The following is a 13,846-nucleotide window of genomic DNA, read 5'->3' as shown; positions in this document are numbered from 1 at the left end:
TACGGATGGCCCGCGCCCCCAAACTGCCCCAGATCGACGCCGAACAGCGCTTTCTCGCGCGCGTGGCCTGGGCCTATTACGTCGAAGGCCTGACGCAGGAAAAGGTCGCCGAAAAACTCGGCGCCACCCGCCTCCGCGTGAACAAGGCCCTGTCCGAGGCGCATCGCATCGGCCTCGTCCGCATCACCTTCAACACCGCCTATGCCGCCTGCTTTGACCTTGAACAGGCGCTCTGCGCCAGGTTCGGCCTGAAACAGGCCTACGTCGCCCCCGCCCCGGCACAGGACAGCGACGTGCAGACGATCACCGGCGCAGCCCTTGGCAACCTCCTGTCCGAAATCCTCGCCGAACCCACGGTGAAAAGCTTCGGCATGTCCTGGGGCGGCACGCTGAACATCGCCACCCGCTTCCTTGCCGCCATCGAACGCCCGGATCTCGAGGTGATCTCCGTCATGGGCGGCCTGACGCGCGGGTCAGATCTGAACAGCTTCGAAATCACCACCCGCCTCGCCGATCTCCTCGGCGCGCAGCACAGCTACTTCACCGCCCCCCTCTACGCAGGCAGCGCCGAAAGCCGCGACACGATCATGCAACTCGACGTCTTCCGCGACATCCTCGAACGCATCCGCGCCGTCGATGCGCTGGCCATGGCGGCGGGCGATCTGTCCAAACGCTCCCTCCTCATGCGCGACGCCCTGCCCGGCGGCACCACGATCGAAGAACTCCGCGCCGCAGGTGGCGTCGGCGACATCCTCGGCACCGTGATCGACGCGGCAGGCCGCCCCATCGACCACCCGATCAACGAAAAGGTCATTGGCATCGGCATCCCCGACCTCGCCCGCATCCCCAACGTGATCCTCGCCGCTGGCGGCGCGCATAAGGTTCCCGTCTGCCGCGCCATCCTCGGCCTCGGCCTGATTGACACCTTCGTGACAGAAGAAAACACCGCCCGCGCCTTGGTGGCCGCATGACCCTGACCATCGGCATCGACCTTGGCACTTCGGGCGTGAAGGCCGTTATCCTGCAAGACGCCGAAACCGTGCTGGCCGATGCCGCCCAACCCATCGCCGTCTCCATCCCCCATGTCGGCTGGTCCGAACAGGAGGCCGACGATTGGGTCGCCGCCGTCTGGTCCTGCCTCGACCGCCTCGCCGCCACCGCGCCGCGCGAAATGGCCGCCGTTTCCGCCATCGGCCTCTCGGGCCAGATGCTCTGCGCCCTTCTCCTCGACAAATCGCTGAAACCCCTGCGCCCCGCGATCCTCTGGAACGACCAGCGCAGCATCGCCGAATGCGCCGAACTCCTGCAACGCTGCCCCGACATCGGAAGCCGCACCAACGGCACCCCCGACCCCGGCATCACCGCCCCGAAACTGCTCTGGCTGGCAAAGCACGAACCGCAGGTCATGCGCGACGCCCGGATGCTGCTGCTCACCAAGGATTACGTCCGCCTCGCCCTGACAGGCGAAGTCGCCACCGAACCCACCGACGCAGGCGGCACCCAACTGATGGATTGCCGCACCGGCGAATGGGACGCGCAGCTTTGCGAACTCGCAGGCTGGAACCCCGACCACCTGCCTCCCGTCACCTCCGCATGGAAAGCTGCCGGAGGACTCCGCCCCCACCTCGCCCAGCGCTGGGGGATGAAGCCCAACATCCCCGTCGCCGCAGGCGCGGGCGACAACATGGCCTCCACCCTCGGCGCAGGCGCCGCCCGCCCCGGCGACGCGGTCCTCACCATCGGCACATCCGGCGTCGCCTGCATCGTGGACGCCACCTTCCACCCCGGCCCCCAACGCGCCATCCTCACCTCCGCCCACGCCGCGCCCGACACCTTCCTGTCGATGGGCGTCGTCATGTCCGCCACCGCAGCACTGGATTGGACCGCCCGCCTCTCCGGCACCACCGCCGCCACTCTGGCGGGTGAGGCCGAGGCGATGGATGCCCGCAAGACCGACGCCTCCCCCGTCTTCCTCCCCTGCCTTACCGGCATCCGCACTCCGGCCAACAGACCACAGGCCACAGGCCGCCTCGAAGGCCTCCACCCCGGCGTGGACCGTGCCATGATGGGTTACGCCACGATGGAAGGCGTCGCCTTCCAGTTCGCCGATTGCATCGCCGCCCAACGTGAAGTGGGCGCCATCCCCCAACGCTTCGTCGCAGTCGGCGGTGGCACCCGCTCCGCCCTCTGGACCACCCTCATCGCCACGGCGATTGGTGAACCCGTGGCCCTTCCCGCGCGCAGCGACATCGGCGGCCCCGCAGGGGCAGCCCGCCTTGCCGCCGTGGCCGCAGGTGCCTCCACCGACGTCCTCTCCGCCCCCTTGCCCATGCGCGGCACCGTGGACCCCGACCCCGCGCTCGCCCAACGCCTCGCCCCCAGAAAAGCCCGCTTCGACGCACTGGTGGAAAGCGCCCGCCGCGGCTAGCCTGCCGCCATGAAGCTCACCACCTGGAACATCCAATACGGCTTCGGCGCGGACGGCACCTACAGCCTCGCCCGCATCGCCGACACGCTCCGCACCCGCGACCTCATCGCTTGCCAAGAGGTCGACCGCCACTGGTCCCGCACAAACCAAGACGACCAGCCCGCACTCCTCGCCTCACTCCTCCCCGACCACCACATGGTCTACGCCCCCGCCTTCGACATGGCGCTTCCCGGCGAGAAGGTGAAACGCCGCCAGTTCGGCCCGCTGATCCTCTCCCGCTGGCCCATCCTCTGGTCCCGCACATGGCCCCTGCCCAAGCGCCGCATGCTCGACCCCATCAACACCCAGACGGCGGCGCTCGAGGCCGTCATCGCCCACCCCTCCGGCCCCCTCAAACTGGTCAACCTCCACCTCGCCCATGTCGGCGTCGAAGAACGCCTCGACCAGATCGCTTTCCTCCAACACGTCCTCGCCAACCCAACCGTCGAAGGCGGCCCGTGGAGCGGCACCGACGACGAACCCTCCCGCAACTGGACCGAAGGCGAAGCCGAACCCCCCAACCCCAGCCGCGCCATCTGGGCGGGCGATTTCAACATGGAACCCGGCAGCGCCGAATACCGCGCCCTCGTCGCCCAAACCCCCTACCACCCCGGCGCACGCTACGCGGGCGGGCTGATCGACCCCGCCGCAGGCATGGGCCTCTACACGCATGAAAAGGTCATCGCAGGTCAAACCCGCCTCCGCCAACTCGACCACATCTTCCTGACCCCCGACCTCGCCCCTCTGGTCACCAAGGTCTGGACCGAAAACGAAAACCCCGCCTCCGACCACCACCCCCTGCACATCGACCTGGCCCTGTAGGGCGGGGTTCACCCCGCCCCCCAGCGCAAGGCGGGGTCAACCCCGCCCTACCACACCCACCAAAGAAAAAGGGCGCACCCGCAGGCGCGCCCCCTACCGTAGGGCGGGGTTAACCCCGCCTTACGTCAAAACGCCAATTCCCGATCGCCGCCCGCATCCTTCACCCGGTTCGGCAGACCCATCACGTTCAGCAGGTTCATGAACGGCTTCGGATTCAGCTCCTCCACATTCACCATCGTCCCCACATCCCAGGTCCCATCCGCCACCAGCAGCGCCGCCGCGACCGGAGGCACCCCCGCCGTATAGGAAATCCCCTGCGACCCGACCTCGGCAAAGGCCTCGGCATGGTCCGCCACGTTATACAGCATCACTTCCGCAGGCTTCCCGTCCTTCACCCCCCGCGCAATCGTCGCGATGCAGGTCTTCCCCGAATACCCCGGCGCCAGCGAGGCCGGATCAGGCAGCACCGCCTTCACCACCTTCAACGGCACCACCTCAAGTCCCTCCGCCGTCCGCACGGGCTTCTCCGACAGAAGCCCAAGGTTCTTCAGCACGGTGAACACGTTGATGTAATGGTCCCCGAACCCCATCCAGAACCGCACATCCGCCCCCGGATAGCGCGCCGACAGCGAATGCACCTCGTCATGCCCGGTCAGATAGGCCTTCTGTTCGCCCACCACCGGCATGTCCCAGACGCGGCCCACCTCGAACATGCTGTTCGATTGCCACTTGCCGCCCTGCCAGGAATAGACCGTCCCGGTAAACTCGCGGAAATTGATCTCCGGATCGAAATTCGTCGCGAAATACTTCCCGTGCGACCCGGCATTGATATCAACGATATCAATCGACGTGATCTCATCCAGAAACTCATCCTCCGCCACCCGCGCCCAGGAATTCACGACACCCGGATCGAACCCCACGCCAAGGATCGCCGTCACCCCCGCCGCCTTGCACCGATCCCGCCGCTTCCACTCGTAATTCCCATACCACGGCGGCGTCTCGCAGATCTTCCCCGCATCCTCATGGATCGCCGTGTCCATATAGGCCACGCCCGCCTCGATACAGGCCTCCAGCACCGGCATGTTCACGAAGGACGACCCCACGTTGATGACGATCTCCACCCCCAGCCGCCGGATCAGCGCGACAACCGCCGCGCTGTCCATCGCATCCACCGCATGGGCGGCAAAGACGCCGGGCACCTTCATCGCGCCCTTCTCATGCACCGACGCGATGATCGCCTCGCACTTCCCCACCGTCCGGGACGCGATATGCAGATCGCCCAGCCGGTCATTGGCCTGCGCGCATTTATGCGCCACGACCTGCGCCACACCGCCTGCGCCGATGATCAACACGTTGCGTTTCATGGAATTCACCCCCTAGAGGAAGGGCCGGACAGACCGGCAAATTCAGCCAAGATTCCCGGCAAAATCGGCATAGCCGAATTCCCGCGCGACAGTCATCGAACCGTCCAGCTCCTTGATGACGATGCTCGGCATCTTCACCCCGTTGAACCAGTTCTTCTTGACCATCGTGTAACCCGCCGCATCCGCGATGCTCAGCCGGTCACCCACATTCAACGGCGCAGGGAAATTGAACTCGCCGAACACATCCCCCGCCAGACAGGACTTCCCGCAGATCATGTAGGGGTGATCCCCCGCGACCTCCATCTTCCCCGAAATGCGGTAGATCAGCAGGTCCAGCATATGCGCCTCGACCGAGGAATCCACGATCGCCAGATCCTTGCCGTTGTTCATCACGTCCAGCACCGTCACCTCCAGCGACGCCGCCCCCGTGATCGCCGCCTCGCCAGGTTCCAGATAGACCTGCACCCCGAACCGCTCTGAAAATGCCCGCAGCCGCGCCGCCAGCCTGGCCACCGGATATCCTTCGCCCGTGAAATGGATCCCACCGCCAAGGCTCACCCATTTCAACCGCGCCAACAGGCCGCCGAACTCTTCCTCGATCCGCGTCAGCTGACGGTCGAACAGGTCGAAATCCGCATTCTCGCAATTGTAATGGATCATGAAGCCGGAAACCCGGTCCATCACCCGCTCGATCTTCCCCGCATCCCACTCGCCCAGGCGCGAAAACGGCCGCGCCGGATCGGCAAGGTCAAAGCCGCTGGTGGAAAACCGCGGGTTCAGCCGCAGCCCCCGCGCGATGCTGGCCGACTGGTTGTCGAACCGCTCCAACTGCCCCACCGAATTGAAGATGATCTTGTCGGCATGGCCCACGGCTTCCGCAATCTCATGTTCCGGCCAGGCCACCGAATAGGCATGCGTCTCCTTGCCGAACTTCTCGCGCCCCAGCCGCAATTCATAAAGGCTCGAAGATGTCGTCCCGTCCATATGCTCCCGCATCTGGTCGAAGACCGGCCATGTCGCGAAACATTTCAGCGCCAGCAGGACCTTCGCCCCCGACCCGGCGCGCAACTCGTCCATCACGGCCATGTTCCGCGCCAGCTTTGCGCGGTCGATCAGATAGAACGGTGTCTGGATCATCCGAAACCCCCCGGGGCCAAAGGGAAACAAGAGCGGGGGTATTTAGGGGCATCCCCCCCCCCGCGCAAGCCCCGTATGCCCCCCGCATGACACCCCCATGACAGGAGAGCCGCAATCTCCCTCCCCCGCCTGCGGGGGAGGGCAGGGGAGGGGGTTGCCCCGCCGCCATCCCGATCCCGCCTGAAACAAGGCGTCACCATCCGGTGATCTCCCTTGGCGCCCCGCACCCCCGCCCCTAGCTGCATCTGAAAGATGCATGGTCAAAGGTCACCGCAGATGAAGAAACCCGCCCCCTTCCGCGTCCTCCTCCTCGCCTCCGCCCTCGCCGGGGCCTCCGTCACCCTCGCGACCCCCGTCCTCGCCCATCACGGCTGGTCCTGGGCCGAGGCAGAGGAAACCACCCTCCAGGCCACCATCACCGCCATCTCCCTCGCCCCGCCCCACCCCGAACTCACCGTCACCGATGAGACGGGCCGCGAATGGGTGATCGAACTCGGCAATCCCGGCCGCACCGAACGGGCGGGCTTCGGCGAAGCCACGGCGAAACCGGGCGATGCCATCACCATCCTCGGCAATCGCGCCCTGGACGGCACCGCCCTGATGAAGGCCGTCCGCATCACGCTGAACGGCACGGATTACGACTTCTACCCCGAACGCATCGGCGGCTGATGCTCGACCTTCTGGCCGACAGCGCGCTATCCACCCTGCTGCGCCGCTCGGCCACGGCCTATCTCCTGGTCAATGCCAGCCATATCCTCGGCATCGCGCTGCTCATCGGCGCGATCCTGCCCCTCGACCTGCGCCTCGCCGGGGCCTTTCCCCGCACAGCCCTTCCCGCCATCGCACCCCTGCTGCGCGGCATGGCGCTGGCGGGCCTGACCCTTGCCCTCCTCACCGGCGCGGCGCTTTTCGCCACCAACCCGGCGGAATATGCCACCAACCCCGCCTTCCGGATAAAGCTCGCGCTTCTCGCCGCGGCCCTCCTGAACGCCGTCCTTGTCACCCGCAGCCGGGCATGGGCGCAGGTGCTGTCGGGGGCGCAGCCCCCGCCCGCGCTGCGCCTCATGGCCGCGGCATCGGCGCTGCTCTGGCTTTCCATCCTCCTCGCAGGCCGCTGGATCGGCTTCCTCTGACCCGCGCCGCGCGCCCGGCTAAACCTTCGGGAAAGCTTTCGCGCCATCCTGCCCGCGAAACCCGCCCTTTACCCTTCGCCATCCTTCACGCAACCGGCCCGCACCCCATCTGCACCATGCCCTGCACCGCGCCTCTGCACCGCCCGTTGCACCACCCTTCTGCAAGGCCCGGCCCGCCGCCGTCCGCCCGGCCTGAAAAGGAATGAAGACACCGCGCGTATGCACGCCCTGCTGCACGGAAAGCTGCCCATCGGGCGCAGGCTCAAAGGTCAGAAGAAATACAACGTAAACAGCCGCTTAGACCATCCGTATCGCATCCTTGCCCACCGCCAGCACATAGCCGCGACGGGCAATCGTCTTCACCAGCAACTCGCTCACCAGCTGATTGCCCAGCGCATCGCGCAGCCGCTTCACCCGCGTCGCCCCCGCCGCCTCGTCGCAATCCGCCTCGTTCCGCCCCGAAATCACCGCCTCGATCTGCGCGCCGGTCAGCACCTCGTCATCCATCCGCGCCTCGGCCAGCACGGCCATCGTCTCCAGCGCGGCTTCGGTCAACTGGAACTCCATGTCATTGATATAGACGGCCCTCCCCTCGCGGCTGATCAACAGGCTCGCCACCTGGATCCCCGACCGCTGGATCGCCGAAATCCGCCGGTTCAGCGCGATGATCGTCACAAGGAAAACCAGCGCCGCCACCATTAGCGCGGTGGAAAACACCAGCAGGACAAAGATCACCATGCGATAGCTTGCCAGCACCTCGGAAAAGGCCGTCCCCGATTGTGCCAGTATTTCCAACAGCTTGATGTCGGCGAAACTGGTCAGGTCGTCATTCTCGACGAACAATCGCTCCACCTTGGCGTTGAAGGCATTCGCATCCGGCAGGTTGATGAACAGGAACACCGCCGCCCCCAGCAGGATCGCGACAATCGCCGCGATCCCCCCGGCAACAACCCGGTTCCCCGCCTTCAGACTTTCAGAAGCGGAGGAAATATTCTCCTGCACTCGATTTCCTTTCCCCAAGTCCCTCGGGTCCAAAGACCGACAGCACATTCAGCAAGGTCCAGCCGCCAGAGGCCAGCCGCGGCGCCAGTTCCCCCGCCGCCGCCCCCGGCCCGCCTGCACAGGCCCCGTCGCTGACCTGCGCCACCCCATAATGCAGGCGCAGGGGATCGTCCTGCTTTGCCTTGTAATCGGCATAGCACTCGGCAGAAGCCTGCTGCCCCAGGGCCAGCAGCACCGTCGCGGCAAGGAAAAGGCGTTTCATCGGACGTCACCTCCGTTCTTGCCCGCACCATGCCCGCAGCCCGCCCGCTAGGCAATGACAATGCCCCCCGGCGGCGGCGCGGGGCGGCTGTTATCCCATATCAAGCCGCCGTTATTGCCTGTCCGGCCCGCCTCGCCCCACCCTCATCGCATCGAAGGCCCGGGTGCCACACCACCCCGGCAACATACAGGAAACACAGGCGAATCCAGACAGGAGGCCGCGATGACCACCCCGCTGAACCTGGCCGAAACCTCGGCCCTGACATCCAACCTTCCCCGTCCCTCGCCTGATGCGCCGCGCCGCATCGGCCGCCGCCTCGTGGCAACCGTCGCCGCCGCGGCCACCGTGCTGGGCCTGCTCGCGGGCAGCGCGATTCCCGCCCGCGCCGACAATGACGATCTCGCCAAGGCGCTGGCGGCGCTGGCCATCGTGGGCATCATCGCAAGCCAGGTGAACAAGAACCGCAACCGCGCCCAGGCCCAGCAACCCCTTGATCCCTATCCGCATCACAAGCCCCGGCCCTCGCATCACCCGCGCGTGCCCTCGGTCTGCGCCATCGAGATTTCGGGCAATTCCGGCACCGCCACCGTCTATGGCGAAAGCTGCCTGCGCGACGAAGGCTTCACCTACCGCCTGCCGCAGCACTGCGCCCGCACCGCGCGGATCTATGGCCGCAACGATCGCATCTACTCGGATCAATGCCTGCGCGATGCAGGCTTCCGGGTGGGCGGCCCCCGCTACTGATCCGGGGGTCGATCCGGGCACGGCATCCTGCCCCAGCCGTGCCCCTTCCGGGGGTGGAGGGGTGAGCAGCCTCCATCCCCATCCTTTTCCCGCTTCCCCGGCGCGGGCCCATCCGCTAGGCCATCCCCATGTCCCCGCGCACCTTTCCCGATCTCAGCTTCGAATCCGCCGCCCGCGCCCAGGGCTTCGCCGCCATCTGCGGCGTGGATGAGGTGGGTCGCGGCCCCCTTGCAGGCCCCGTCACCGCCGCCGCCGTGATCCTCGATCCCGACCGCATCCCCCCCGGCCTGAACGATTCCAAAACCCTGACAGAGGCCCGCCGCGCCGCCCTCTTTCCCGCGATCATGGCCACGGCCCAGGTCTCCATCGCCCATGCCAGCGTCGAGGAAATCGACGCACTCAACATCCTCCGCGCCAGCCATCTGGCGATGGAACGCGCGATAAACGGCCTGTCAACCAATCCCGATCATGCTCTGATCGACGGCAACCTCATCCCGAAAGGCCTCACCATCCCCGCCACGGCCATCGTCAAGGGCGACGCGCGCAGCCTCTCCATCGCCGCAGCCTCCATCGTGGCCAAGGTGACGCGTGATCGGATCATGGTGGATTTGGCGCAACAATACCCCGCCTACGGCTGGAATGTTAACGCAGGCTACCCAACACAGGCCCATCTCAAGGCGCTTCTAGATTTTGGAATTACCCCACACCATAGACGTTCCTTCAAGCCCGTCCACAACATCTTGTATCAAGATATTTCTGTAACCCCTTGATTCAAAAAAGAATTTGACGGCGAATCGCTCCTGACTCATCTTTGACCGCAACAAGAACGGCGCAACAAGCAGCCGACACGAGGCAGAGATGACGACGAAATCCAAGGCAGCAGAGGCGGCACCGCTTCCGCTCAACCAGATTCTGGCTGGTGACTGCATCGACCTGATGAACAGCCTGCCCGCAGGCTCCATCGACCTGATCTTCGCGGATCCCCCCTACAACCTGCAACTCAAGGGCGATCTTCACCGCCCCGACAATTCCAAGGTCGATGCCGTCGACGACCACTGGGACCAGTTCAGCAGCTTCGCCGCCTATGACCAGTTCACCCGCGACTGGCTGAAAGCCGCGCGCCGCCTGCTCAAACCCAACGGCGCGATCTGGGTCATCGGCAGCTATCACAACATCTTCCGCGTCGGCACCGCCCTGCAGGATGCGGGCTTCTGGATGCTGAACGATGTCGTCTGGCGCAAGTCGAACCCGATGCCCAACTTCAAGGGCAAGCGTCTGACCAATGCCCACGAAACCCTGATCTGGGCCAGCCGGGACGAGGCCGCCAAATACACCTTCAACTACGAGGCGCTGAAGGCCCTGAATGACGGCGTGCAGATGCGCTCTGACTGGGTAATCCCGCTCTGCACCGGCCATGAACGCCTGAAGGACGAAAACGGCGACAAGGCCCATCCCACCCAAAAGCCCGAGGCGCTCCTGCACCGCATCCTCGTCGCCACCACCAATCCCGGTGATGTGGTGCTGGATCCCTTCTTCGGCACCGGCACCACCGGCGCCGTGGCCAAGATGCTGGGCCGCGATTACATCGGCATCGAACGCGAAGAGGCCTATCGCCGCGCCGCCACCGAACGCCTCTCGCGCATCCGCAAATTCGATGCCTCCGCGCTGGAAATCACCGGCTCCAAACGCGCCGAACCGCGCGTTCCCTTTGGCCAGGTCGTCGAACGCGGCATGCTGCGCCCCGGTGAGGAACTGTTTTCCATCGGCAACCGCTTCAAGGCCAAGGTCCGCGCCGATGGCACGCTGATCGGCAATGATATCAAGGGCTCCATCCACCAGGTCGGCGCGCATTACGAAGGCGCCCCCTCCTGCAATGGCTGGACCTACTGGCACTTCAAGCGTGATGGAAAGATGATCCCCATCGACATCCTGCGCCAGCAGATCCGGGCCGAGATGGAGGCCGATCAGGGCCGCCCGCACTGATCCCACCCGCATGACAGTTTACGCCTGCGCCGTGGTCCGCCCGCGGCGCCACTGCCCCGCCATGTCCGCATGGCGGGGCCTTTTCCGTTTCGGCGCGGCCGCTTGACGATCCGCTAACCTGCCTCTGCAAGGGTGGCAGAGGCCGCCTGCGCGCGTGGTGTGACCCGCACCCGTCGTCAAGCCCCCCTCCTGCACAGCTCACGTGAATTTAATGAACGCAACCGTTCATTTTTTATATTGCATACGACATCGTTCAGTATATCTATCCAGCATCGAAACGCGAACAGCAGGAAAGATGCAGGAACCCAGAATGTGCTGATCCCCCAACTCACCCCCATTGCTTCCTGAACAGGGGCCATCGCGCCCCGTCGAACTGAAACCCACCGCATCGCCGAACCGCTTGCCGGGCACTCCTGCACGGGCCGGTGGATGCATGCCGACACCTCCCAAAGATGAAAGGGAAATCCAATGTTCCGTAACCTTACCGCTTCGGCCCTGATCCTCGCTGCCCTGACGGGTGCCGCCTCTGCCTCCAGCGCCCAGCCGGGCCTGAATGCGGGCGATGTGCAACTCGCCCTCTCCGCCGGCGTCGAACCGGGCCGCTACACGCGCACCGAACTGATCAACATCCTCGAAGCCCGCCAGGAAGGCGAAACCACCCGGCTGAACTTCTATCTCTCCGGTGCCAACCGCACGAGCCGGGCCACCGGCGATGCCCAGCTTGCCGCCGCCGCGGGCGTTGAACCGGGCGAATACAGCGCCAGCGAACTGCAACGCCTGATCCGCGCCCGGGAAGATGGCGACACGGCCGAGATCCGCTTCATCCTCTCGGGTGACAGCCGCCGTGCGCCCAACCCGGCCGAAGTGGTCACCCCCGGCGAAGCGCAACTCGCCGCCTCCATCGGTGTCGATCCGGCGCAATACACCCTGGCCGAACTCGTCGCCCTGCAGCCGCATGACGACTGATCCCCGCCCCTGACAAGGGCAGCCAAGGCCAGCCGTCCCCGGGGCGGCTGGCCCTTTGCCATCGGAGTGTCCCCATGCCTTGCCCCGAATCCGATCCGCGCGTAGCCTCCGCCCCGTTGGTTTCCCCCTGCGAGATGGATGCAATGGCCCTTCGGTCGCCCGGCCGCCCCAAGGATCTGGAAAAGCGCGAGGCGATCCTCGACGCCGCCCAGTCGCTCTTTGCCGAACGCGGTATCGACGGCGTCGCGATCGAGGCGATCGCCGCCCGCTCGGGCGTGTCCAAGGTCACCGTCTATGGCCATTTCGGCGACAAGGCGACGATCTTCGATTCCATCGTCGAACGCGAAACCGAACGCCTGCGCGAAAAACTCGCCACCCGCATCCCGGATGACGGCACGCTGGAAGACCGTCTCACCGGCTTCGGCATGGCGTTGATCTACATGCTTACCCAGCCCTGCCACCTCGCCCTCGACCGCGCAGTCAGCCTTGAGGCGCAGCGCAACCCCACCCTCGGCCGCCGCTTCTTTGACGCAGGCCCCGGCCAGGTGCGCAAGCTGCTTTCCGCGATGATCGCCGAAGCGCAGGCCCAGGGCCGCCTCGCGGTGGACGATCCCGATTACGCGGCCGAGGATCTGCTGGCCCTCTGGCTTGGCTTCGATGCGATGGAGCGCCGCTTCTGCGGCGGCTGCGATCACAGCGACGCGGACATCCGCGCCCATGTCCTGCGCGCGGTGCGGCTTTTCCTGCGCGGCCACGCCCCCGCCTGATCAATCCCCGCCCGATCAAACCCCGCCTGAACCCCGCTCATTGCCACGGCATCGGGTTCAGCCCCTTGTTATAGGCATGCCAGTCGGTGATGTCGGGATAGAACCGCCTGCGCCAGTCCTTCACCCGCGGATTCATGATCCGCTTCCACAGGGGCGGGATCATCGCCGCAATCGTCATCACCGGATAGCCCAGCGGCAGTTGCGGGGCCTCGTCCGCATCGTAGGTCTGCAACAGCGGAAAGCGGCGGTCGGGCTTGTAGTGATGATCCGAATGCCGCTGCAGGTTGATCAGCAGCCAGTTCGATGCCTTGTAATCGGTATTCCAGGAATGGCGCGGCAAGACATGCTCGTATCGCCCCTCGCCCAGATGCCGCCGCGTCAGCCCGTAATGCTCGATGTAATTCACCAGCTCCAGCTGCCAGATCGCAACCGCCGCCTGTACCAGGAACAGCCCCAGCCCGGCCCATCCCCCCAGCCCAAGTGCCAGCAGGCACATCCCCGCCTGCAACGCCCCGTATCGCCAGAACGGATTTGCCCGGTCCCACCACGGCCGCCCCCGCCGCGCCAGCATCGCCGCCTCGGCGCTCCAGGCCGACCGCGGGCATTGCACCAGAACCCGCGGGAAAAAGCGGTGGAACCCCTCGTTATAGCGCGCCGTCACCGGATCGCGCGGCGTGCCCACCCAAAGATGATGCACCCGCAGATGTTCGGATCGGAAATGGCTGTAAAGCACCGTCGCCAGCAGCAGATCCGCCAGCCAGCGTTCCAGCCGCGATTTCTGATGCATCAGCTCATGGCTGTAGTTGATCCCGACAGCGCCCGAAATCACCCCCATGCCAAAGAACACGCCCAGCCGCTCGATCAGGTCCAGATGGCCTGCCCGTGGCACATACCACAACAGCCAGACCAGCAGCGCGAACTGCACCGGAAACCAGATCAGCGTCACCGCCCGATACCACCCCAGCGCCGCCTCCGGCGTGGACAGGTCGGCGTTCTCCTCTTCCTTGCCGGTCAGCCGATCCAGCAGCGTGAACAGCCACCAGGTCGCCGCCGGCACCAGAAGGATCGTCCAGCCCCCCCGCACGGCCCCCAGAACGACCAGCGGCACAAGGGCCAGCGAAATCCAGAACGGCAGGGCATGCGACAGTCTTTGAACGTCAACCGTGGGAATCGTCATCAATTCACCTGTCAGGCACCAT

Annotated in this window: 15 protein-coding genes; 10 read left to right on the top strand and 5 right to left on the bottom strand. The window is 65.7% G+C overall.

All coding sequences use genetic code 11. The features are described 5' to 3' along the window. Positions 1-5: 5 nt before the first annotated feature. From G5V65_RS01730 to G5V65_RS01720, 3 genes are read left to right on the top strand one after another with little or no spacing between them, the layout of a single operon-like run. The gene (locus G5V65_RS01730) at positions 6-971 is read left to right on the top strand and encodes a sugar-binding transcriptional regulator (RefSeq protein WP_165046688.1); all 966 of its coding nucleotides are present in this window, start codon (positions 6-8) and stop codon (positions 969-971) included. Then, the gene (gene xylB, locus G5V65_RS01725) at positions 968-2,428 is read left to right on the top strand and encodes a xylulokinase (RefSeq protein ID WP_165046687.1); all 1,461 of its coding nucleotides are present in this window, start codon (positions 968-970) and stop codon (positions 2,426-2,428) included. The genes G5V65_RS01730 and xylB overlap by 4 nt, the downstream gene beginning before the upstream one ends. 9 nt (positions 2,429-2,437) lie before the next feature. Then, complete coding sequence (locus tag G5V65_RS01720) at positions 2,438-3,289, top strand: endonuclease/exonuclease/phosphatase family protein (RefSeq protein ID WP_165046686.1); 852 nt, start codon at positions 2,438-2,440, stop codon at positions 3,287-3,289. Positions 3,290-3,414: 125 nt separating this feature from the next. On the opposite strand, the gene G5V65_RS01715 is transcribed toward G5V65_RS01720, so the two are convergent. After that, the gene (locus G5V65_RS01715; protein WP_165046685.1) at positions 3,415-4,653 is read right to left on the bottom strand and encodes a saccharopine dehydrogenase family protein; all 1,239 of its coding nucleotides are present in this window, start codon (positions 4,651-4,653) and stop codon (positions 3,415-3,417) included. Positions 4,654-4,695: 42 nt separating this feature from the next. Next, positions 4,696-5,790: a carboxynorspermidine decarboxylase gene (locus G5V65_RS01710; protein WP_165046684.1), complete on the bottom strand. Its 1,095-nt coding sequence runs from the start codon at positions 5,788-5,790 to the stop codon at positions 4,696-4,698. 276 nt (positions 5,791-6,066) lie between these two features. Here G5V65_RS01710 and G5V65_RS01705 point away from each other — a divergent pair, with 276 nt between their 5' ends. Both G5V65_RS01705 and G5V65_RS01700 read left to right on the top strand, forming a co-directional pair. After that, entirely contained in the window at positions 6,067-6,459 is a 393-nt protein-coding gene (locus tag G5V65_RS01705; protein WP_165046683.1) for a DUF6152 family protein, read from the top strand. Beyond that, positions 6,459-6,923: a DUF6644 family protein gene (locus G5V65_RS01700; protein WP_165046682.1), complete on the top strand. Its 465-nt coding sequence runs from the start codon at positions 6,459-6,461 to the stop codon at positions 6,921-6,923. The genes G5V65_RS01705 and G5V65_RS01700 overlap by 1 nt, the downstream gene beginning before the upstream one ends. A gap of 297 nt (positions 6,924-7,220) precedes the next feature. Here the strand turns inward: G5V65_RS01700 and G5V65_RS01695 are convergent, their stop codons facing one another. Together G5V65_RS01695 and G5V65_RS01690 are read right to left on the bottom strand one after the other, a co-directional pair. Next, positions 7,221-7,925, bottom strand: a complete 705-nt coding sequence (locus G5V65_RS01695; protein WP_165046681.1) for a response regulator transcription factor — start codon at positions 7,923-7,925, stop codon at positions 7,221-7,223. Then, positions 7,897-8,187, bottom strand: coding sequence for a hypothetical protein (locus G5V65_RS01690; RefSeq protein WP_165046680.1), 291 nt, complete (start codon positions 8,185-8,187; stop codon positions 7,897-7,899). The genes G5V65_RS01695 and G5V65_RS01690 overlap by 29 nt, the downstream gene beginning before the upstream one ends. 222 nt (positions 8,188-8,409) lie before the next feature. On the opposite strand from G5V65_RS01690, the gene G5V65_RS01685 reads away from it, so the two are divergent. From G5V65_RS01685 to G5V65_RS01665, 5 genes are all read left to right on the top strand, one after another. After that, the gene (locus tag G5V65_RS01685; RefSeq protein ID WP_165046679.1) at positions 8,410-8,931 is read left to right on the top strand and encodes a hypothetical protein; all 522 of its coding nucleotides are present in this window, start codon (positions 8,410-8,412) and stop codon (positions 8,929-8,931) included. Positions 8,932-9,059: 128 nt separating this feature from the next. Then, on the top strand, positions 9,060-9,701 hold the full coding sequence (locus tag G5V65_RS01680; RefSeq protein ID WP_165046678.1) for a ribonuclease HII: 642 nt from the start codon (positions 9,060-9,062) through the stop codon (positions 9,699-9,701). An 88-nt stretch (positions 9,702-9,789) separates the two neighbouring features. Further along, positions 9,790-10,914 (top strand): site-specific DNA-methyltransferase, encoded by a 1,125-nt coding sequence (locus tag G5V65_RS01675; RefSeq protein WP_165046677.1) that lies wholly within the window; start codon positions 9,790-9,792, stop codon positions 10,912-10,914. Positions 10,915-11,382: 468 nt separating this feature from the next. After that, a complete protein-coding gene (locus tag G5V65_RS01670) occupies positions 11,383-11,880 on the top strand; it encodes a hypothetical protein (protein WP_165046676.1) in 498 nt (165 codons plus the stop codon). Between the two features lie 143 nt (positions 11,881-12,023). Next, positions 12,024-12,647: a TetR/AcrR family transcriptional regulator gene (locus tag G5V65_RS01665; protein ID WP_165046675.1), complete on the top strand. Its 624-nt coding sequence runs from the start codon at positions 12,024-12,026 to the stop codon at positions 12,645-12,647. A gap of 37 nt (positions 12,648-12,684) precedes the next feature. Here G5V65_RS01665 and G5V65_RS01660 read toward each other — a convergent pair whose 3' ends face one another. Continuing rightward, entirely contained in the window at positions 12,685-13,824 is a 1,140-nt protein-coding gene (locus G5V65_RS01660) for an alkane 1-monooxygenase (protein WP_165046674.1), read from the bottom strand. Positions 13,825-13,846: the final 22 nt, after the last annotated feature.

The organism is Paragemmobacter kunshanensis (assembly GCF_011059185.1).
GTDB lineage: Bacteria > Pseudomonadota > Alphaproteobacteria > Rhodobacterales > Rhodobacteraceae > Paragemmobacter > Paragemmobacter kunshanensis.
This window is presented reverse-complemented; position numbering and strand designations above follow the sequence as displayed.